The 21,986-nt window shown below is 40.7% G+C and carries 20 protein-coding genes; 6 read left to right on the forward strand and 14 right to left on the reverse strand.

The features are described 5' to 3' along the window. Nucleotides 1-10 precede the first annotated feature (10 nt). The 11 genes from ATS76_RS03570 to yceD form a co-directional block, all read right to left on the reverse strand. Complete coding sequence (locus ATS76_RS03570) at nucleotides 11-925, reverse strand: DNA polymerase III subunit (protein WP_058551091.1); 915 nt, start codon at nucleotides 923-925, stop codon at nucleotides 11-13. Between the two features lies 1 nt (nucleotide 926). Next, entirely contained in the window at nucleotides 927-1,553 is a 627-nt protein-coding gene (tmk, locus tag ATS76_RS03575) for a dTMP kinase (RefSeq protein ID WP_006792300.1), read from the reverse strand. Between the two features lie 7 nt (nucleotides 1,554-1,560). Beyond that, nucleotides 1,561-2,547 carry an endolytic transglycosylase MltG gene (mltG, locus tag ATS76_RS03580; RefSeq protein WP_058551092.1) on the reverse strand — a complete coding sequence of 329 codons (987 nt, stop codon included), beginning with the start codon at nucleotides 2,545-2,547 and terminating at the stop codon, nucleotides 1,561-1,563. Further along, entirely contained in the window at nucleotides 2,541-3,365 is an 825-nt protein-coding gene (pabC, locus tag ATS76_RS03585; protein WP_058551093.1) for an aminodeoxychorismate lyase, read from the reverse strand. The genes mltG and pabC overlap by 7 nt, the downstream gene beginning before the upstream one ends. A 59-nt stretch (nucleotides 3,366-3,424) precedes the next feature. Continuing rightward, a complete protein-coding gene (gene fabF, locus ATS76_RS03590; protein ID WP_058551094.1) occupies nucleotides 3,425-4,663 on the reverse strand; it encodes a beta-ketoacyl-ACP synthase II in 1,239 nt (412 codons plus the stop codon). 274 nt (nucleotides 4,664-4,937) lie between these two features. Beyond that, entirely contained in the window at nucleotides 4,938-5,174 is a 237-nt protein-coding gene (gene acpP, locus ATS76_RS03595) for an acyl carrier protein (RefSeq protein ID WP_006792304.1), read from the reverse strand. Nucleotides 5,175-5,422: 248 nt separating this feature from the next. After that, nucleotides 5,423-6,169 (reverse strand): 3-oxoacyl-ACP reductase FabG, encoded by a 747-nt coding sequence (gene fabG, locus ATS76_RS03600; protein WP_058406051.1) that lies wholly within the window; start codon nucleotides 6,167-6,169, stop codon nucleotides 5,423-5,425. Between the two features lie 12 nt (nucleotides 6,170-6,181). Then, nucleotides 6,182-7,108: an ACP S-malonyltransferase gene (gene fabD, locus ATS76_RS03605; protein WP_058551095.1), complete on the reverse strand. Its 927-nt coding sequence runs from the start codon at nucleotides 7,106-7,108 to the stop codon at nucleotides 6,182-6,184. Between the two features lie 53 nt (nucleotides 7,109-7,161). Next, nucleotides 7,162-8,202: a phosphate acyltransferase PlsX gene (gene plsX / locus ATS76_RS03610; RefSeq protein WP_058551096.1), complete on the reverse strand. Its 1,041-nt coding sequence runs from the start codon at nucleotides 8,200-8,202 to the stop codon at nucleotides 7,162-7,164. A gap of 12 nt (nucleotides 8,203-8,214) precedes the next feature. Next, nucleotides 8,215-8,385, reverse strand: coding sequence for a 50S ribosomal protein L32 (gene rpmF / locus ATS76_RS03615; RefSeq protein WP_004587686.1), 171 nt, complete (start codon nucleotides 8,383-8,385; stop codon nucleotides 8,215-8,217). A gap of 10 nt (nucleotides 8,386-8,395) precedes the next feature. Further along, nucleotides 8,396-8,920: a 23S rRNA accumulation protein YceD gene (gene yceD, locus ATS76_RS03620; RefSeq protein WP_006792308.1), complete on the reverse strand. Its 525-nt coding sequence runs from the start codon at nucleotides 8,918-8,920 to the stop codon at nucleotides 8,396-8,398. 131 nt (nucleotides 8,921-9,051) lie between these two features. On the opposite strand from yceD, the gene ATS76_RS03625 reads away from it, so the two are divergent. Beyond that, a complete protein-coding gene (locus ATS76_RS03625; protein ID WP_058551097.1) occupies nucleotides 9,052-9,648 on the forward strand; it encodes a Maf family protein in 597 nt (198 codons plus the stop codon). A gap of 15 nt (nucleotides 9,649-9,663) precedes the next feature. Here ATS76_RS03625 and ATS76_RS03630 read toward each other — a convergent pair whose 3' ends face one another. Both ATS76_RS03630 and rluC read right to left on the reverse strand, forming a co-directional pair. After that, nucleotides 9,664-10,314: an HAD-IA family hydrolase gene (locus ATS76_RS03630; protein ID WP_058551098.1), complete on the reverse strand. Its 651-nt coding sequence runs from the start codon at nucleotides 10,312-10,314 to the stop codon at nucleotides 9,664-9,666. 3 nt (nucleotides 10,315-10,317) lie between these two features. Beyond that, nucleotides 10,318-11,280, reverse strand: coding sequence for a 23S rRNA pseudouridine(955/2504/2580) synthase RluC (gene rluC, locus ATS76_RS03635; protein WP_058551099.1), 963 nt, complete (start codon nucleotides 11,278-11,280; stop codon nucleotides 10,318-10,320). A 777-nt stretch (nucleotides 11,281-12,057) separates the two neighbouring features. Between rluC and rne the strand changes: the two genes are divergently transcribed. Further along, complete coding sequence (gene rne / locus ATS76_RS03640; RefSeq protein WP_058551100.1) at nucleotides 12,058-15,216, forward strand: ribonuclease E; 3,159 nt, start codon at nucleotides 12,058-12,060, stop codon at nucleotides 15,214-15,216. Between the two features lie 1,518 nt (nucleotides 15,217-16,734). On the opposite strand, the gene yejK is transcribed toward rne, so the two are convergent. Further along, nucleotides 16,735-17,751 (reverse strand): nucleoid-associated protein YejK, encoded by a 1,017-nt coding sequence (gene yejK, locus ATS76_RS03645; RefSeq protein WP_058551101.1) that lies wholly within the window; start codon nucleotides 17,749-17,751, stop codon nucleotides 16,735-16,737. A 62-nt stretch (nucleotides 17,752-17,813) separates the two neighbouring features. On the opposite strand from yejK, the gene ATS76_RS03650 reads away from it, so the two are divergent. The 4 genes from ATS76_RS03650 (at nucleotide 17,814) to aceK (ending at nucleotide 21,974) form a co-directional block, all read left to right on the forward strand. Next, nucleotides 17,814-18,026 (forward strand): DUF1414 domain-containing protein, encoded by a 213-nt coding sequence (locus ATS76_RS03650; RefSeq protein ID WP_006794656.1) that lies wholly within the window; start codon nucleotides 17,814-17,816, stop codon nucleotides 18,024-18,026. A 4-nt stretch (nucleotides 18,027-18,030) separates the two neighbouring features. Further along, on the forward strand, nucleotides 18,031-19,524 hold the full coding sequence (locus ATS76_RS03655) for a DUF3413 domain-containing protein (RefSeq protein ID WP_058551102.1): 1,494 nt from the start codon (nucleotides 18,031-18,033) through the stop codon (nucleotides 19,522-19,524). A 99-nt stretch (nucleotides 19,525-19,623) separates the two neighbouring features. Beyond that, a complete protein-coding gene (locus tag ATS76_RS03660; RefSeq protein WP_058551103.1) occupies nucleotides 19,624-20,109 on the forward strand; it encodes a DUF4124 domain-containing protein in 486 nt (161 codons plus the stop codon). Nucleotides 20,110-20,255: 146 nt separating this feature from the next. Further along, complete coding sequence (gene aceK, locus ATS76_RS03665; protein WP_058551104.1) at nucleotides 20,256-21,974, forward strand: bifunctional isocitrate dehydrogenase kinase/phosphatase; 1,719 nt, start codon at nucleotides 20,256-20,258, stop codon at nucleotides 21,972-21,974. Nucleotides 21,975-21,986 lie beyond the last annotated feature (12 nt).

Below are 21,986 nucleotides of genomic sequence, written 5' to 3' on the forward strand. Positions count from 1 at the left end.
GTTAATCCTTTTATTTATTACGTAAAATGTACGCTAATCGCGATACGGCGAGCGGTAAATTAAGGCCAAGAATTTTTGTGTTATTTTGCAAAAATTCGCTGAGTGCTTGCTGCGCCTCTTGATACGCTTCAAAGCTCATACCTTGTAATAATTGCTGTTTTAATTGCTCGCTTAAAAACAAAGTAAATATACGAACCAGCTCCGGTTGTTTATTTATTATATCTACTAACGCTTTGAAATTATGGCTTTGTTTAAACTCAGTTGCAAACTTATAGAGGGTATCTATATTTTGTAGCTGGTTTTGCTCTTGCCATTGTTTTACTTGTAATGGCTGGCTATAAAAAAGCGGTAGCCAAGAGTAATTTTGTATTTGTAACGACTCAAGCCATTGCTGCGCTAATTGCGTACTGGTTACTTTTACGTCGGTTTTAGCACATCGGCTTAAAATTGTGGCTGGCAGTTGTGCGGGCTGGCTTGTGGTTAATATTAAAAAACGGCTATTGCTTGGCTCTTCCAGTGTTTTTAACAAGGCGTTAGCCGCTGCCATGGTCATTTTTTCGCAGTTTTCTATTACCACTACTTTGTTGCCATTTTGCGCCGCAGAGTGGTTCATAAAGTCGCTTATGGCGCGTATGTCGTCTACGCCAATGCTTTGCCCGTCTACCTGGGTTAGGCGCTTGTCGGGGTGTGTGCCAGCAAGGTTTAGTGAGCAACTTTTACATTGCCCACATGGCGCTAAAATACTGTTTGGTGCGGCTGTTTGCTGCGTAATATTTTGGCATAACAAGGCATTGGCTAGCTCGTCACTTAAGGCAAACTTTCCTACCCCCACAGGCCCACAAAACAATTGGGCATGATGAAAACGCTGACCACGAAAGCTTTGTGCTAAGTGTTGCTGTGTTTCATATAGCCATGGCAAAGACATGTTATTTTAGCTCTTCAAAAAAAGTGCGTAATACGTTTGTGATATCGCGATGTACTTTATCAATTTCTTGATTGGCATCTACAGTTTTAATTGAGTTGTCGTCGCTTGCAAGCTCTAGGTAGCGCATGCGTGTGCGCTGAAAAAACTCAATGGCTTCTTGTTCTATGCGGTCAAGTTCGCCACGCCCTTTAGCGCGCTCTAGGCCTATTACTGGGTCTATGTCGAGGTAAATGGTTAAGTCGGGCTTTAGCCCTTTTAATACCATAGACGACAACGACGCCAGTGTATTTGAGCTAATGCCACGCCCGCCGCCTTGATACGCCTGCGACGATAAATCGTGGCGATCGGCTAATATCCATTTACCTTGCTCAAGCGCTGGGTTTATTACGTTATGCATTAGCTGCGAACGTGCGGCGTACATAATGAGTAACTCAGTTTCGAACGCTATTTCTTCTTTGTGCTCGGCTTTTACCAAGGTGCGTAACGACTCGGCTAATGGTGTGCCGCCGGGTTCGCGTACGTTGATGTACTCAATTTGTTTTTTGTTTAAAAAGTCTTGGCAAAGTGAAATAGCGGTTGATTTACCCGCGCCCTCAAGGCCTTCTACTACTATAAATTTTGGTTTCATAAACACGTTAATTCTTTTTATTTAAAATATAGGTTTTAACTGCCGCGTTATGTTGTTTTAACGTGGTAGAAAATTGGTGGCTGCCATCGCCTTTTGCTACAAAGTAAACATACTCGCTTTGTGGCGGGTTTACCGCCGCTAAAATAGCTTCTTTTGATGGCATAGCTATTGGCGTTGGCGGTAATCCATCAATACGGTAGGTATTGTATGGCGTATGATTGCGTAAATCTTTGTATTTAATATCGCCGTCAAAGTTTTCACCCAGGCCGTATATTACGGTTGGATCGGTTTGTAGGCGCATTTTTGTGTTTAACCTATTAACAAAAACCGAGGCAATTAACGGGCGCTCGCTGGCTAAAGCGGTTTCTTTTTCAATAATTGAAGCCATTATGAGTGCCTCGTACGCGGTGTTGTAAGGTAAATTGTCAGCGCGTTGCTGCCATGCTTCGTTTAGTGTTTGTTGCATAGTGTGTGCTGCACGTTTTAATACACTGCTTGCGGTATCGTTATGCTGGTAGTGATAGGTATCTGGAAACAACCAGCCCTCAAGCAATGTTTCTTCATTTATAATTTGCTTACCTAACTCGTTTAACTTTAGATCGTTATTTAAATTTGGCGCATTTTTAATATTTGCTATTACATCGCGCAGCGCTTGGCCTTCAATAATGGTAAAGCTAAAGCTGATTTGTTGACCTTGGTTTATTTTTTTTATGTTGTTAATGACACTGGTATTTGAAAGCCCGTAAAGCCCTGCTTTTAAATCGGTTAGCGTGGGATCAAGCTTTGCAATAACTTGGTAACGCCAGCAGCTTTCAACCCAGTTATTTGCTTGCCACTGTTGGCATAGTTTATTAAAACCGGTGCCTTTTTTAACCTCAAATTGCGTGTTTTCGCTTACTTTTAGTGGGCTTTGCAGGGTTGCCTGTAACTGCTGATAGCCAATAGCGGTGCTAATAATCGCTAAAAATGCGACTGATAAAATAACTTTTAACACTCAGCCTCCTTGGCTATTAATTGGGTTAATAATGTATTGCTATGCGCTACATTAAAACTTTGCTGCTGTATACGTTTAACAGGTACGGCGTGCATTAAACTATTACATATAAATACCGCATCGGCCTCTGTTAAATCGTTTACGGTAATGTGTTTAAACTCAACCGTTAATTTATCACATAACGCTTGCAGATAAACGCCCTTTATACCGCATTCATTAAGCTTTGGCGTAAATAATTTATCGTTTTTAATGGCAACTATATTGGCTGCTGACGCTTCAATAACATGGTTGTTGTAGTCGAGCACTAGTACGTCGTCGCAATTTTGCGTTTGCATGGCGTTTTTAATGAGTACTTGCTCTAGCCTGTTTAGGGTTTTTAGCCCTGCGAGCAATGGCTGAGCCGCTAATTTTATTGGGCTTATTTCAAGGCTTAGTCCTTGCTCTGCAAGCGAGTGATAATGTGCAGGGTATTCAAGTACGCTTACTATAATGGTTAAATTACACTCACTTGGTAAGCCATACCCTCGCCCGCCTTCACCACGCGTTACGAGTATTTTTAATACACCCGTTTGTTTTTGGTTTACTTGGTTATGTAGGTGTTGTTCTAGTGAATTAAAGTCGAGTTCAGGAAAGGCTAAGCGCTTTGCGCATTCAGCCAAGCGTGCTTTATGGTGGTGCCAATATTCAACTTGGCCATTTACAATTTTTGCCGTTGTAAAAAAGCCATCGCCATAGTTTAAGCCCCTGTCGCTTGTGCTAACGGCGTTTGATTTACTGGCGTTGATGATTGTTTGCGTATTATTTATTATTTTTTGCATATAAAAAAAGCCCAGTTAAACAACTGAGCTCTTATAAAGTGGTTCGTTGTTAAAAAAGATTATACCTTTTTAAATAGCAACGAGCCATTAGTACCACCAAAGCCAAATGAGTTACACAGTGAATAATCTAGTTTTGCATCGCGTGCTGTATGTGCAATGTAATCTAGGTCACAGCCTTCATCTGGGTTATCAAGGTTAATAGTAGGCGACACTTTTTGATCTTTTAGTGACAATATCGACACAATTGATTCAACCGAGCCGGCTGCACCCAGTAAGTGACCCATCATCGATTTAGACGAGCCTACCATTACGTCTTTTGCTGCATTACCAAATATAGACTTAACTGCGGCTGTTTCGGCTTTGTCGCCTGCGTTGGTCGATGTACCGTGGGCGTTTATGTAACCTACTTGCTCTGCATTTACTCGCGCATCTTTTAATGCGTTTTCCATTGCAAGGGCTGCACCGGCACCGTCTTCTGGAGGGGATGTCATGTGGAATGCATCGCCACTCATACCAAAACCTACTAGTTCGGCATAAATGTTAGCACCACGTGCTTTTGCGTGTTCATATTCTTCAACAACTACAACACCAGCACCGTCAGACAGTACAAAACCGTCACGGTCTTTATCCCACGGGCGTGATGCGGCTTGTGGGTCGTCGTTACGAGTTGATAATGCTCTGGCTGCGTTAAAGCCACCCATGCCAATAGGTGTACAGGCTTTTTCTGCTCCACCAGCAACCATTGCATCGGCATCGCCGTAGGCAATCATACGTGCGGCATGGCCAATGTTATGCAAACCTGTAGTACACGCAGTTACAATTGAAATATTAGGGCCACGCAGTCCGTACATTATTGATAAATGACCCGAGATCATATTAATAATGGTAGAAGGCACATAAAATGGAGATAGTTTACGTGGGCCACTGTTAAGTAACTTAACGTGGTTTTCTTCAATTAGCGTTAGGCCACCAATACCAGAACCAACAGCAACACCAATGCGCGTTGCATTTTCTTCTGTGATTTCTAGGCCGGAATCTTTAAAGGCTTGAACACCCGCTGCTAAACCATATTGGATAAATAAATCCATTTTTTTTGCATCTTTAGGTGGCATATAAGCCGATGCATCAAAGTCGTTGATTAAACCAGCGAACTTTGTTCCAAATTTTGATGTGTCAAAGTGTGTTATTGTTTGTATACCACTTTTAGCATCTAATAAGCCTTGCCAGGTTGATTGAACATCATTGCCTAGCGGCGTCAACATTCCTAAGCCAGTTACGACGACACGACGTTTAGCCACGGTTTGCCTCCAATAAGGGATATTTATAATTTTATTAAAATTTTAACCATTTTAATTTTTAAATGGCTTTTTTAATCCAATTAGATTCACAAGGGGATTAATACCCAAGCAACCTCAAAGTGCGAGTCTCAAACTTGTTTGACAACACATAACGCAAACAAAATTAATGTTAGTTAAATTTGGGGAGTTAAGGTTTGATATTTGAATCATGAACTTTGAGGTGGTTTGAATACATAGATTAAAGGCAGCGAATGCTGCCTTTAATATACAATGATTACTCAGCGTGAGCTGTTACGTAATCGATTGCGCTTTGAACTGTAGTGATCTTTTCAGCTTCTTCATCTGGGATCTCAGTGTCAAACTCTTCTTCTAGAGCCATTACTAGTTCTACAGTATCAAGAGAATCTGCACCTAGGTCATCTACGAAAGAAGATTCGTTTTTAACTTCTTCTTCTTTAACACCTAGTTGTTCAATGATAATTTTTTTTACGCGTTCTTGGATATCGCTCATTCTTCTTTCCTTTATTAAAACGCCAATGCGTTATTTTCAGATTGCGGGGTAGTTTACGCCGCATAATTCTCTGATTCAATGATTTGACCGTAAATAATTGTCTGGTCAAACCTCTGAGTGAGTGTTTTCCCTGTTATCGCTTATTTTAATAGCAATTTCAAGTATGTTTAAAGCAAGTTCACAAATAATTCAATGTTTTTTAGTGAATTAACCAACTTAATTTTAATCTTTTAAAGGCTATATGGTTATTAAACCATATACATCGCGCCATTTACATGCAAAGTTTCACCTGATACATACGCAGCCGCGTCAGATGCTAAATAACACACTGCCGCTGCAATTTCGTCAGGTTGACCTAAACGACCCGCCGGTACATTAGCGAGTGTGGCTGCTTTTTGGTCATCGGTTAGCTCGTTAGTCATATCTGTTTGAATAAAACCCGGTGCAATCACGTTTACTGTAATACCACGCGAGGCCACTTCACGTGCGAGCGACTTAGAAAAACCAATTACACCCGCTTTAGCCGCAGCGTAGTTGGCTTGACCTGCATTACCCATAGTGCCCACAACCGAGCCAATATTGATAATACGGCCGTTCTTTTTCTTCATCATTGGGCGTAAAACAGCCTTAGATAAACGGAAAATAGAGCTTAGGTTGGTGTCGATAATATCGTCCCATTCAGCTTCTTTCATACGCATAAGTAAGTTGTCACGCGTGATACCTGCATTATTTACGAGTACGTCAATATCGCCTAAGTCGGCTTTTATTGCCGCCAAAGTAGCCTCAATTGAAGCAGGATCGGTGACGTTTAATGCATAACCTTTACCGTTATCACCTAAATACTCACTAATGTTAGCCGCACCCGACTCGCTTGTTGCTGTACCGGCTACTTTTGCGCCTTGTGCAACCAACATAGTTGCAATTGCTTTACCAATACCACGGCTTGCGCCAGTAATTAGGACAACTTTGCCCTCTAAAGAAAATAAGTTAGACATTGTTATATACTCTTATTTAGCTGTATCAATTGAAGCGGCGTCGTTTACTGAGCCACATACCATTGCTTTATCAATTCGTTTTGCCAGGCCTGTTAATACTTTACCTGGGCCAAATTCGTAGCTTTGCGTTATACCTTGGGCGACTAATGCTTGCACTGTTTCTGTCCAGCGTACTGGGCTGTATAATTGGCGAACGAGTGCATCTTTAATCGCGTCAGCTGAACTTTCTGCTTTTACATCTACATTATTAATTACATCACACTTAGGTGTATTAAATGTTAAAGCGGCTAAATCTGCTGCCAATTTATCTGCCGCAGGCTTCATTAGTTCACAATGCGAAGGCACGCTAACCGATAGCGGTAATGCGCGTTTTGCGCCGGCTTCTTTACAGGCTACTGATGCTCTATCTACAGCCGCTTTATGCCCCGCTATTACAACTTGACCGGGTGAATTGTAGTTAACTGGCGATACAACCTCGCCTTGCGCAGATGCTGCACACGCCGCTTTAATTTCGTCGTCGCCTAAACCAATAATAGCGGCCATAGAGCCCACACCTGCTGGTACGGCTTCTTGCATGTACAAGCCACGGTTTTCAACCAATTTAACCGCTTCGCTTAAGCTAATTACGTTACTACATACTAGTGCTGAATATTCACCTAAGCTGTGCCCTGCCATTACAACATCGGCGTCTGGGTTTTTAGCTAACCAGTCGCGATAAATCGCAACACTTGCTGTTAATAATGCAGGTTGAGTTCGGTGGGTTTCGTTTAGTTTTTCTTCTGGACCGTTAAGAACTAACGCTGCTAAGTCGTATCCCAATGCGGTTGATGCTTCTGCAAACGTTGATTTTACAATGTCAGAGGTTTCTAGGAGCGCTTGTAACATACCTACGCTTTGCGAACCTTGACCTGGGAATAGAAGTGCAATTTTTTGTGCCATACTTTGCTCTTTTTAATTAAACAAATAAATAATTAAATACACGGCACATCAATTTACTGATTGGCCACCGTGTCTTTAGAATGTGTTTTTTCGAAAATAGCGGCTATTTTAGTGGGAAGTTGGCGTTCAACTTCTTTTACCGCTTCATCGATTGCTGCTTGAAATGCTTTAGCTGAGGCATTTCCATGGCTTTTAACGACAATACCGCGCAATCCTACCAGAGAAGCACCGTTATACTGGTCGGGGTTCACCCTTTTATAGAGTTTTTTTATGATTGGGCTAAGCATAAACGCCATACATTTATATAAAAGGTGTTTTTCGAGGGCTTTTGAGAACTTATTCATGATAAGTTTGGCAATGCCTTCACAGGTTTTAAGGGCAACGTTGCCAACAAACCCTTCACATACAATAACGTCGGCCTTGCCTGTAAAAATATCGCTGCCTTCACTGTAGCCAATATAATTTATATGCGGACTTTGCTGCATTAATTGTGCAGCGTGTTTTATGTCGTCGTGGCCTTTTATGTCTTCGGCACCAATGTTTAATAAACTTACCCGTGGGTTATCACAGCCAAGCGCTTGGCCTGCAACCACTGAGCCCATTAAACCAAATTGGTAGAGTATTTCGCTATCGCAATGTACGTTGGCGCCTAGGTCGAGCAAATAAACTGGATTTTTACGCTCTGTAGGTACAGATGAAATAAGTGCGGGGCGTTTTACACCGGGCAACATTTTTAATACGTAATGCGCCATAAAAAATAATGCGCCAGTATTACCTGAACTTACACATGCTTTAGCCTCGCCTGATTTAACTAAATCAAGGGCAACGCGCATTGAAGAATCTTTTTTTGAACGCACGGCAACAGCAGGTTCGCAGGCATTAGTGACTATTTCACTACAATGACGAATTATAAGTCTTGGATGAGATAAAGAATCGAGGGATTCGAGTTCTTTAGATATAACTTGCTCGTTACCACACAGAATAAGTGTAAGGTTGGCGTGAGCGTTTACTGCACTAACAGCAGCAGGAATAGATGAACGGGGGCCGTAATCGCCCCCCATCATATCTAACGCTATGGTTAGATTATTCAGCATCAAAGCAATCTCTTAGTTAGAAATTACTTGAACGCCTTTGTAGTAACCGTCAGCAGTTACATGGTGACGACGATGAGTCTCACCTGAAGTTTGGTCAACTGTTAAAGTTGGACCGTTGATCGCATCGTGTGAACGGCGCATGCCGCGTCTTGCACGAGACTTTTTGCTTTTTTGTACAGCCATTAGTCTTCTCCTAAGAATCTTTCTTAAGTTGTTTCAAAATATCAAATGGATTTGGTTTATCATCTTCCGCTTTTAATACACCAAAGCTGGCAGGCTTTGACGAGTAATTGCACGAAGCTTCGTTGTGTGTAGGCACTAATGGCACCGCTAAAATTAGTTCGTCTTCGATTAACTCAAACACGTTAATTTCACCGTTTTCATCAAGCGCTACTTCATCGTAGTCTTCTGGAAGATCATCCGACTCAGCATCCAAACCAACAGGCGAATACATAAAGTCTTGATCCAAATCCAACCCTAAATCATCATTACAACGTTGACAAGTTACAGTTACGTGTGTGGACAAATTGCCGCTAATCACAACTAAACCTTGCTCATCGTTTTTGCACTGAATTTTTACCGCTATTTCACCTACTTCTTCCTGTACAACACCTCGTAAACGAGTCAGTTTTTCAAGCGGTACAATACCATCGTATGATAAACGGTGTTGCGCTGCTTTCCCAGGATGAAGAGTGAAGGGAATTTTTACCTTTTGCATAGGGGCTGCATCATATAGATAGTTAGTTTGTTAGTCAAAGTAAAAAACCATTTTTACTAGGTTTTTCACGTGTTTTACTCACGGATCTGATTTATCCTAACTCAATCTGATTTATCTTAGGAAAACCACTCATGAAGCACCCGCTTATTTTAGCCTCAAGCTCGCCTTTTAGGCAGTCTTTATTACAAAAATTTAATTTACCGTTTGAAACCTTTTCGCCAGACGTTGATGAGTCAGCTCTTGAAAACGAGACACCTCATGACCTAGTTAAGCGTTTAAGTGCACTAAAAGCTGCTGAATCTATTAAACATTTTAACAATGGTTTAGTCATTGGTTCTGATCAAGTGGCTGTGTTTAATGATCAAATATTAGGTAAACCGCACAATAAAGAAAACGCCGTAAAACAATTAAGCTTATTTAGTGGACAAACCGTAACTTTTTTAACGGGATTATGTGTTTTTGATATTCAAAGTGGGCAAAGCAAAACTGTTGTTGAGCCATTTAATGTGACCTTTAAAACACTCACAACAGCACAAATTAGCGCATACTGCGATGCAGAACAGCCTTATAACTGTGCGGGTAGCTTTAAAAGTGAAGGACTCGGCATTTGTTTATTTGAAAAACTAAGCGGTGACGATCCTAATAGTTTGATTGGTTTACCACTCATTAAACTCAGCCAATTATTAGCTGAGTTTAATGTTGATGTATTGAGCCTACAAACTAAATAACATGCACTTTAGGTATTAGCCCATTAAAACCTGTTGCAACTGTTGGTAGCTATCGACTGTTGCAATTGGGTTAAACTCACTTAATTGCTGCGCATTGTGTACCCCCATGGTTACACCAATGCTATCTATGTTTGCAGCTTGTGCCATTTTCAAGTCGATTTGTGTATCGCCTATCATGAGAGCTTCATTGGCACTTACGCCAAGCTCAGCTAGTAATTGATAAAGCATATCGGGTGAGGGTTTAGATTGCGCGTCGTCGCTGGTGCGGGTTGCACTAAAAAAATGCCTCAGCTGGCTTTCATCTAACAAGCGTTCTAAGCCGTCTCTTCCTTTACCAGTTGCAATAGCAAGTACTGCCCCGTTTTGTTTGAGGGCATTGAGTACGTTTGCTACATCATCAAATACAGGTGTGGCTGTTGAGTCAACTTTATAATGTGCCTTGTATGCATTGATTAGTGCGGTTTGCTTTGTTGGGTGATTGGGAAATAACACCGCCATTGCCTTTTCAAGCGACAGCCCAATAATATTTTTTATTGCGATGTCACTTGGCGGAGAAATGCTTAAGGACTCTGCACTGTACTTAATACAATTAACTATTTTGCCAATTGAGTCCATAATGGTGCCATCCCAATCAAAAATAATTAATTTGTATTGTTTACTGGACATACATTAAGACTCTTTAGCTGCACGTAATTTTAATAAGCAGTTGCTAAGTGCTTTATCAAGGGGTGCCTCAACGCGCATGGTGGTTTCGTTTTTAGGGTGATAAAAACTTAAATCGTGGGCGTGTAAAAATAAGCGATTTAAACCTACTTTGCGCATTCCTGCGTCAAACGCTTGGTCACCGTATTTATCGTCGCATGCAATTGGATGCCCTTTACATTGTGTGTGTACGCGAATTTGATGCGTTCGCCCTGTTACTGGCGACGCTTGTACAAGTGAACATTCGTTAAAACGCTCTAGTACTTTAAAACGAGTATGCGACGGTTTGCCTTCAACATTGTCTACGCGTACAACCCGCTCGCCCGATTTAAGTGTATTTTTGCGCAGGCCTTCGGTTACATTTTTAGTTTTACCATCCCACTGCCCGTCAACTAGCGCCCAGTAGTTTTTTTCCATGGTTTTTTCACGAAGTTGTTCATGCAACGATGTTAAAACAGAGCGACGTTTTGAAATAAGTAAACACCCCGATGTGTCGCGGTCAAGCCTGTGCACAAGCTCAAGGTTACGCTCTTCTGGGCGAAGTACGCGCAGCGCTTCTATTAGGCCATAACTTAAGCCACTGCCGCCATGTACTGCCATGCCCGACGGTTTATTTATGACAATAAGGTATTTGTCTTCAAATAAAATATCGTCTTCAAGGCGCGTTACTTTATCTAGCTTTGAAGGTACAAACTCTTCGCGCTCTGCCACTTTTATAGGTGGAATACGGACAATGTCGTCTAACTGTAATTTATACACTGGCTTAATGCGCTTTTTATTTACACGCACCTCGCCTTTTCTAAGAATTTTGTAGATTGCGCTTTTAGGCACCCCTTTTAAATGGGTAATAAGAAAGTTATCAATTCGCTGACCTAAATGGTCTTCGTTGATCGTGACAAAAGATACTTGTAAGCCGGTTTTTTCTGACATTGCCTAATCACTGATTTAAGTAAAATAATTTAGTTGCTAACACTGTTATAATAGTGGGATAATCAGCAGCGCAAATATTTAGTATTTGCAAATAACAACGGTGCTTTTTAACTTAACACATTAAAACATTCGTGATGCACATTCTGGGTAGCCGATCATACAGATCCGAGTTAAGTTTTCCAAAGCTTTTATACATACCTAGTAAACACGTGCGGTCAACTAACAGCAATGCGCGTAATATATTGCAGGTTAAGTTTGAACATGAAGTGGTTTTTGATGCGATTGAAAAAGCAATGAACAGATAATTTGTCTGATAGTGACGGCGTAAAAAACGCCGTTCAGCAACTGCTCAATTATTGTAGTACCGTAAAGCAGCTTATTTAGAACTAAAAAAATCTAATAAATAAGTATTCATTAACATCGGCAGCGAATTTTGCTCTTAAACCGGGATTTAGCAATACATCATTGTACTGCTCACCAACTTAATGAGCCCTACGCACCTAATATGAATGACATTTAGTAAGATTGATATGACAGGCCGACTTCTGGGTAAAACTTGTAGACGTAGCTGAAAAGCCGACAGTTTTAACACCCTTAAGAATTTAATAGCGTTTTAGTACGCTATTGTTTGCCAGCATTTAAAAAATACTGCTAACGAAAATACAGAGCCGTTCCGTTAAAGACCCAGTCGTGAGGCTGCATATTCTAAAAATAGGAACAACTGAACAGGCGAGAAAACATCGTCATGTCAGCGACATAATTTAATAGAGTAACAATATGAAACGTATGCTAATCAATGCAACGCAGCAAGAAGAAATGCGCGTAGCACTGGTTGATGGCCAGCGCCTATATGATTTAGATATAGAAAGCCCAGGTCACGAACAGAAAAAAGCCAATATTTACAAAGGCAAAATCACACGTATTGAACCATCTTTAGAAGCAGCATTTGTTGATTACGGTGCTGATCGTCATGGTTTCCTTCCTTTAAAAGAAATTGCCCGCACTTACTTCCCTGCTGGTTACACTTTCAATGGCCGTCCGAATATTCGTGACGTGATCAAAGAAGGTCAAGAAGTAATAATTCAAGTTGATAAAGAAGAACGTGGCCAAAAAGGCGCGGCGTTAACTACTTTCATCAGCGTTGCTGGTAGTTACTTAGTACTAATGCCTAACAACCCTCGTGCTGGCGGTATTTCTCGCCGTATAGAAGGTGATGAGCGCACCGAACTTAAAGAAGCGCTTGGCCGTTTAGAATTACCTAAAGGTATGGGCTTAATTGTGCGTACTGCAGGTGTTGGTAAATCGTTTGAAGAATTAAATTACGATTTAAAAGCGTTATTAGTCCACTGGGAAGCAATTAGACAAGCTGCCGACAGTGCTAAAGCACCGTTCTTAATTCACCAAGAAAGCAACGTGATTTTCCGTGCGATTCGTGATTATTTACGTCGTGATATTGGCGAAATTTTAATTGATAAGCCACGTGTTTTTGAAGAAGCTAAAGCGCACATAGAGCGTTTTCGTCCTGACTTTATGAGCCGTGTTAAGCTTTACCAAGGCGATACGCCGTTATTTACGCATTACCAAATTGAAAGCCAAATTGAGTCTGCGTTCCAACGTGAAGTCCGTCTTCCTTCTGGTGGTTCAATTGTTATTGACCCAACAGAAGCGCTTACGTCTATCGATATCAACTCGTCTAAAGCAACAAAAGGCGGCGATATTGAAGAAACAGCACTGAATACCAACCTAGAAGCGGCTGATGAAATTGCACGTCAATTACGTTTACGCGACTTAGGTGGCTTAATTGTTATAGATTTCATCGATATGACACCGCCACGTCACCAGCGTGAAGTAGAAAACCGCTTAAAAGACGCTGCTCGCCCAGATCGTGCTCGTGTACAAATTGGTAAAATTTCTCGCTTTGGTTTACTTGAAATGTCGCGTCAGCGTCTTCGCCCTTCACTCGGTGAAGCTAGCCAAGGTGTGTGTCCTCGTTGTAGTGGCCAAGGTACAGTTCGCTCTAATGAGTCGATTGCGCTGTCTATCCTTCGTTTAATTGAAGAAGAAGCAATAAAAGACAACACAGCACAAGTAAATGCACAAGTACCTGTCGCCGTGGCTGCTTACTTGTTAAACGAGCAACGTCGAAGTGTTCACCGCATTGAAAAGCATCATAAATGTGATGTAGTGATTATTCCTAATCAACATATGGAAACACCACACTACGAAGTAATGCGCTTGCGTAAAGATGAAACACTTGAAACCGTAAGTTACGAGCAAGTTGTTGCGCCTGAGCAAGAAGTGTTCGAAATGTCGAAGTCGCCTGTAGCACCTGTTCGTGAAGAGCCTATGCTTAAGGGTGTTGTTATGCCTTCAAGCCCTGCTCCACAAGCTGCGCCGGCACCAGCAGCTAAACCTGCAGCCGTAGCCGCTAAAGAAGAAGCAGGTTTATTTACTGTACTTGCTAACTGGTTTAAATCTATTTTTGCTAGCGAAACACCTGAGCAGAAAAAAGAAGCCGTTGAAAAGCAACAAGAAGAATCACGCAATAATACGCGCCGTGGAAACGATAATCGTCGTCGTAATAATAATCAGCGTCGTCGTAATAATCCACGTTCTAAACAGCGTACGGACCATAATACTGATGAAGTAGAAACAAAAACTAGTTCACCAGCAACGAACGAGAACCAAGAGAAAAACGAAAACCGCAACAAGCGTCGTCGTAATTCTAACTCGCGTAAGCGCCCTGAAAACAAAGCTGATAAAGATCAAGCTAAAGCGACAGACGCGCCAGCAAAAGCAAGTACTGATACCAATGTAGCGGAAGCGCCTAAAGAGCAAAAGCCTAAGGTTCGTCGTCAACGTCGTAACGTTCGTAAGAAAGTACGTATTCAAGACGAAAACGCTGAGCAACTACAAGCAACTGATCAAACGCCTGTTGAAGCAGCTGCAGTAGAAGAAAAGCCGCAGGTTCAGCCAAAACCTGAAGTTCAAGAAAAGCCGGTAGCCGCTGAAAAGCCTACACCTGTAAAAGAAGAAAAAGTTGAGACTGTTGAGTCGAAAGATGAAACTGTAGACACTGAAGAAGAACAAACACGTACACGTTCACGTCGTTCTCCTCGTCATCTTCGTGCATCGGGTCAGCGTCGTCGTCGCCCAGAAGGCGAAAATGCTGAAAGTAAATCTGATGAAGCCCCTGCTTTTGTGCCAGTTGCTGACCAAGCTGCTGCAGAGTACGAAGCAGAACTAAAAGCAAAATCGGAAAAAACGGCTGTTGACGCATCTGAGCAGGTTGAACAAGCCGTTGCTGTTGAAGATTTAGCTAAGGTTGAAGTGGCTCAAGAGCCAGTTAAAGCTGCAGAACCAGTGCAAGCTGAAGAACCAGTTAAAGCTGAAGAGCCAGTTAAAGCTGAAGAACCAGTGCAAACTGAAGAACCAGTGAAAACTGAAGAGCCAGTTAAAGCTGAAGAACCAGTGAAAACTGAAGAACCAGTGCAAGCTGAAGAACCAGTACAAGCTGAAGAACCAGTGAAAACTGAAGAACCAGTGAAAACTGAAGAGCCAGTTAAAACTGAAGAACCAGTGCAAGCTGAAGAATCAGTGCAAGCTGAAGAACCAGTACAAGCTGAAGAGCCGTCTTTAGAAGCTGAGGCTGTGCCTGTTACAGCTGCTGAAACACCTGTAGAAGCCAAAGAAGCACCAGTGGTTGAAAAAGCGACTGAAGCAACTTTAAATTCTAAAACAGTGATCACTAAAGGACACGCAAGTGCGCCAATGGCACAACCTGCTCCAGCAGCAGACAGTGAAGTAAAACATGTACCAGCGGCTATGGCTCACGATAAACGTGAACTTATCCCTGATAGTGGTTTACGCGCAGGCTCAATTAAACCTGCTGGTCGTGCAAGTTCTGCAATGACAAAAACATTAAGCGCTGATTAGTAAATAGCACTTAATTTAAAAGCCCCGCTATTTTAAATAGCGGGGCTTTTTTGTTTTTAGTGAAGCTTTCCCTAAGTCTACAGAATACAATAACGAGAAGCTGCGCTTCTAACGTGATCAAGTTCAACGCCTACAAAATCAACCTACACTAAAGCATAAACCCTGTACGCGTGAAGCTTGCTCACGCAAAATTGTTTAAAAAGTGATTTTTTCACCACCGAGAAGTGAAGGAGAAGCCAAGGAGTAGTGATTTAAGGGCTACTGTCTTCTCTGTGTAGCGCGCAGCGCCTCGGTGTTCTCGGTGGTAGTATTATATTTATAAGAAACTGCGCTTAAGAAAAATGAAAAAAGGCTTAATTTTACTTGTCTGCTCATTTGCCCCTCATTTACTACTCTTTGTGTAATTAAGATCTTTAAAATTTGAAGCTGCGCTTCTAACGTGATCAAGTTCAACGCCTACAAAATCAACCTACACTAAAGCATAAACCCTGTACGCGTGAAGCTTGCTCACGCAAAATTGTTTAAAAAGTGATTTTTTCACCACCTAGAAGTGAAGGAGAAGCCAAGGAGTAGTGATTTAAGGGCTACTGTCTTCTCTGTGTAGCGCGCAGCACCTCTGTGTTCTCGGTGGTAGTATTATATTTATAAGAAACTGCGCTTAAGAAAAATGAAAAAAGGCTTAATTTTACTTGTCTGCTCATTTGCCCCTCATTCACTCCTCTTTGTGTAATTAAGATCTTTAAAATTTGAAGCTGCGCTTCTAACGTGATCAAGTTCAACGCCTACAAAATCAACCTACACTAAAGCATAAACCCTGTACGCGTGAAGCTTGCTCACGCAAAATTGTTTAAAAAGTGATTTTTTCACCACCGAGAAGTGAAGGAGAAGCCAAGGAGTAGTGATTTAAGGGCTACTGTCTTCTCTGTGTAGCGCGCAGCGCCTCGGTGTTCTCGGTGGTAATATTATATTTATAAGAAATAAGAAACTGCGCTTAAGAAAAATGAAAAAAGGCTTAATTTTACTTGTCTGCTCATTTGCCCTTCATTCACTCCTCTTTGTGTAATTAAGATCTTTAAAATTTGAAGCTGCGCTTCTAACGTGATTAAGTTCAACGTCTAAAAATCAACTTACACTAAAGCATATACCCTGTAGTCGTGAAGCTTGCTCACACAAAATTGTTTAAAAAAGTGACTTTGTCACCACCAAGATGTGAAGGTGAAGTGACTACCAAATTGCTAATATCTTCTCTGTGTAGCGCGCAGCGCCTCGGTGTTCTCGGTGGTCCTATTTTATTTATCAGAAATAAGAAACTGCGCTTAAGAAAAATTAAAAAAGGCTTAATTTTACTTGTCTGCTCATTTGCCCCTCATTTACTACTCTTTGTACAATTAAGATCTTTAATCTATTTGTAGATTCGAAATTAGCAGCTAGCTTTAAATTAACTAGTGGCGTAACAGGCAAAAAAAAGCGCGATATGAATATCACGCTTTTAATCGGTTTGTTAACTCAGTACAGGGCTTATTCGCCTTCACTTTCCATAAAGCGTTGCAGTTGGTCTTTAAGGTTTGGCGGAATACCTTTAATCACCAACGTGTCTGTTGCTTCGTTGTATGTAACACGCTCACCTAAATGCTTACGCTCAAAGCTTACACTCACACCGCCGCCTAAACCTGAAAATTTAACCATACTGGTTACGGTTTTTTTATCGACTGGGAACGTTTCTTCTAAATCGTAACTCTGGTCTTTACAAAAGCTGTCAAACGGGCTGTCATCACCTTTTGAAATAGCGGCTGAAAGTTCACTTACGCTTGCTTCTTCGCCGGTAGTTACACAGTCATTGCAGTAATCAAACACCTGCTTACGTAAATCATCTTTTTCTGATTTATCGAATTGTTGTTCAGATAAATAATCCTCTACCGCATTTAGCATGACTTGGCTTTGTTGTTTAGGATCTACACCTTCTTCACAGCCTAAAAAATCTAAGAAAAAGTCAGCAACTTTTCGCCCTGCTCTGCCCTTTATAAACGAAATATAACGATTATCTTCAGGTTGTGTATCCCAAGCGGTTAAATCAATGCGAGCTGCTAATTGCATACGAGAAATATCCAGATGACGCGAGGCTGCTAAATCTAGCTCTGAGGTCATTGAGTAATGCTCTTTAATATTAATCATCGCAATTAGCATATAATCAGTAGCCACGTATTGGTAATGACAAAATACCAAATAGCCTGTTTCGTTAAATGCGTATTTATCTAGCTCTTCTTTTAAAACGGTAGATGCTTGTTCTGTTAAGTGCCAAAAGCCCAGCTCATTATTGCGGTAACTTTGCATAGACGACGCAACAATACTGTTTTTTTCGCCACTAAAGGAGCAGTAACCTTTACCTGGCTTACCCGTGAATGCATGGTGTAATTGTTCGATAAAAACAGCGACTTTATCATTAATGATCATTTCGTCGTTGCGAAGGTGAATTTGCGTATCGTCATCTTTTTTGTCTACATAATGAACGACTAATTTTTTAACGTCTGTTGTCATCTTTGTTTTTCACGCCTCAAGTGTTAAAATACGGGAATATAACTATTTTATTGAACCAACTGATGCCAATCTTATCAAAATACTCTAATGAAGAAGTAGAACAAATCGTCGACCAGCTTATTGATGTGCTAACTCAACACAAAGCACCGGTTGATTTAAGTCTTATGTGTTTAGGAAATTCTATCACGCATATCCTAAAAGAGCATGTACCAACAGGGAAAAGACAAGCTGTAACTGAGAACTTTGCAAAAGCACTTTCACAGTCGGTTAAATAAACACATGAATTTATCGCAGCACAATCAGTTTTCATCAAAAGCAAGTCAGTTGCTAAGCTGGGGGCATTGGTTTACCTTTGCCAACATAGGTTTAGCGCTACTAATTAGCTTAAGCTATTTATTTGCTGACTCGCCTCCTACAAGCTTTATGGGCATTACCTATATGCTAGTAACATGGCTTAGCCATACTAGCTTTATTGCCTTTTTAGCGTTTGTGCTGACGGTATTTCCTTTAAGTTTAGTGTTTCCTTACCCACGCCATATTCGTGGCATGGCTGCTGTTATAGCCACCTTTGGCGCGTCTTTGTTAACTTTAGACGCTTATGTATATGTTAACTTGGGTTATCATTTAAACCCATCGGCCCTGCCCGAAATTATTTCTTTACTTTGGAACCGCTTAACCACCTCCCCGGCACTTACTACGTTTCTTGCGGGCGGTATTGTGCTATTGATTTTAGGTTTTCAATTAGTCGTAAGCAATTATACTTGGCACCATTTGGCACGCTTAAAGCAGTTAAAATTCGCACGTTACGCTATTTCATTTTTAGTGCTTTGTTTTGCATTTAGCCACAGCATTCATATTTGGGCAGACGCTAACTTAAAATTTGATATTACCAAGCAAGATAACGTGTTGCCGCTTTCGTACCCAACCACCGCTAAAAGCTTACTGGCTAAAAATGACTTGCTTGACATAGAAACTTACAACCAAGCTCATAGCGTAAAAATTAGTAATCAAAATATTAATTACCAAGCACCGACACCACTTGCTAAGTGTGACGAGTTTACTCAAGCAAACGTAGATATTTTTGTGTTTGAAACCGATGCACAACTAGTGAAGTTTGCAAATAACAACAAAGAGTTATATAAAACAGAGCTGTTTTTACAGCCTACTAACCATGACGATATGCTGTTTGGTTTAGTATATGGTTTACCGTCGTATTACAAAGCCGCTATCTTACAAGAGCAAGTACTTCCAGCTTGGCAGAGTCAACGCCGTAGTATTGAAGTTGTGGGTATTGATAACCTCAACTTTATTAATGATCAAGCCCATGCTAATAATGCCATTAGAGTTATTAAAGGGAACGACGAGCAAGCGCCACGCGACAACACGCACGTTTTTGCCTTTAGTTTAGCAAGCGACAACGCTGAAGTAGTCACTACATCAACCTTATATACTTCTGATAAAAACATTGCTGAAATAAATGGGCTGATACAACCTAGCGATTTAATTACAACGAGTGTTGGCAAATACTTAAACTGCAGCGCCATTGCTAAACAAACAATGCTCGGTGTGAATTTATATAAGAAAAAAGATGATATGGGCGTTAATTACAGCCAAGGTGTTGTAATTGCTTATAAAAAAGATCGAATCACCTTAATTGATTCAGATGGTAACTTTAAAAACATTTCTGCCGCTGAAGGTTTTTCTATCGAACAGCGCTTAGATATTCCTTTTTTAGTGCAAAGCATTAAAAAGCTTAAAACCTTTTCTGAATAGCCTGAGTATTAACCTAGCTTGCGATACTGCCAAGCTAGGTTATAGTTTTATTACCTGTTAATGACTTAACAAAATAAACTACGTTCATGGATGGCTGTTATGACTAAATTTACTTCTTCTGCTGTACTATTTGCCTGTATGTGTTTTTTAAGTAGCGATTGCAACGCAACCACCTACTATAAATGCGTGACCGAAAAAGGCACTACCTTTTCTCAGTTCCCGTGTGATAACCAAGCAATGGCTTATAAAGTGGCTACTGCTAACGTCACAGAGTCAGGGCCTGATGCTAATTATTCAAAACAATTAAATGCACTTGAACGAGAGCAAATTTTAAAAGGCTTAGAGGCAGAGCTGCGCAGTAATAATCATAAGCTTGCTATTCTCGACAGAGACAAGCAACGTAATGAATACAAACAAAAGGAGCGCTTAAATCATATTTTGGCTGACGACGATAAAAAGCGAATTTCAAAAGACATCACTAAAAAGCTTAAGTTAATAAATAAAGAATATAAAAAAGATGTATCTACCATTACCAAACGAATTAAAAAACTTGAGAAAAAAATCGAACGTTATAAAAAAGAGTAATTAATCGCCACTTTATTCAGTTTACAATGTGCACTTTTAGTTAATTGAAAAATTTAGTCCCTATTAATTTAGCTTGGTTTTAAACCTAAAATAACATACCCTTAACAAAATAGAGTATAAGCTCTACTGTGTAATAAGGAGTGCTAATGCAGCCACGTAATATTGCTGAATTAATTTTAACTGGCTTTAAAAAGCACTATCAGCTTTTTCAAAAAATAACCGCTCAAGCGCCCCTTGCGTTTGCCAAACAAGACTGGCAAGCAATTAATGATATTAGCCGTTTGCGTATTAGTTACTACGATGAGCGCGTTAACGAAACAATACACACCTTAAAGCAAGATCACCCTTCGCACGAACTCGACGAAGCCCTTTGGCTTGAAGTTAAAAAACTATATCAACAATTTTTATGTTTTCACCCTCAGGCTGAACTTGCCGAAACATTTTATAATTCGGTGTTTTGCAGGCTTTACCATAGACGTTATTTTCATAACGATTTTATATTTGTACAAGCCACGCTAAAAGATGCGCCATCGGTTCCTGTTGAGTCAGAATACCGAAGTTATTTTCCAGTTGTTGATGGCCTTAAGCCCACAATTAAACGCATTATTAATCACTTTGACTTTAAAGCCCCGTTTGTTGATTTAGAGCGCGATATTCGTCTGCTAGTTAAAGCATTTTATAAACAAGCGCCTGACACGCATCATCAACCGTGGAAAATGCGCTTTGATATTTTACATACCGCGTTTTATCGTAATAAGGCCGCTTATATTGTTGGGCGGGTTGTGTCTGAAAGTGGTGTTCAACCTTTTATTATTGCTGTTCTCCACCACGAGGATAAAGGCTTATATTTAGATGCCCTACTCACTAAATCGTCACAGATGCGTGTTATTTTTGGCTTTGCCCGCGCTTATTTTATGGTTGAAACACACGCTCCTTCAGCACTTGTACGCTTTTTAAATGAGTTAATGCCCAACAAAACGATTGCAGAGCTATATAATGCAATCGGTTTTCATAAGCAGGGAAAAACTGAGTTTTATCGTGAATTTTTGAATCACTTAACACATTCGAATGATGAGTTTACCATTGCACCAGGTACGCCGGGTATGGTGATGATGGTATTTACGCTCCCTTCTTTTGGTTATGTATTTAAGGTAATTAAAGACAAGTTTGGTGAGAGTAAACCGTTTGGTCGTGACACAGTTTTAAAACGTTATCAACTCGTTAAAAGTCATGACCGGGTTGGTAGAATGGCCGACACAATAGAGTATTCAAACGTCGTATTTCCTTTAGCACGCTTTGATAGTAATTTACTTGAGCAACTTCATAAAACGATTGGCTCGTCTATGGTCATTGATGGTGATTGGCTGATCATAAAGCATTTGTATATTGAGCGGCGCATGACACCATTAAACTTATTTTTAGAAAATGCTGATGACGCAAGCGCTGCTGATGCGATAGAAGAATACGGCCAAGCTTTAAAAGAAATGATAGCGGTTAATATTTTTCCTGGCGATATGCTATTAAAAAACTTTGGTGTAAGTAAACACAAGCGCATTATTTTTTACGATTACGACGAAGTGCAATATTTAACAGACATGAATTTTAGAGCGTTGCCCAAGGCCAAAAGCTACGATGACTACTTAATGGATGAGCAAACCTACTCTGTTGCCCCGCAGGACGTTTTTCCTGAGCAACTTTGCACATTTGTAACGCCAAACCCGACATACAAACAGTTTTTAATCAGCACACACCCTGAACTGATTGATGTTAACTTTTGGAAGCAGGCGCAACAAAATATTAAAAATGGCCTAATAAATCATATTTACCCGTACCCGACAGCACAGCGTTTTATCCATCACTGGTAGGCGCAAGGACAC

This window comes from Pseudoalteromonas sp. 10-33 (genome assembly GCF_001469195.1).
GTDB lineage: Bacteria > Pseudomonadota > Gammaproteobacteria > Enterobacterales > Alteromonadaceae > Pseudoalteromonas.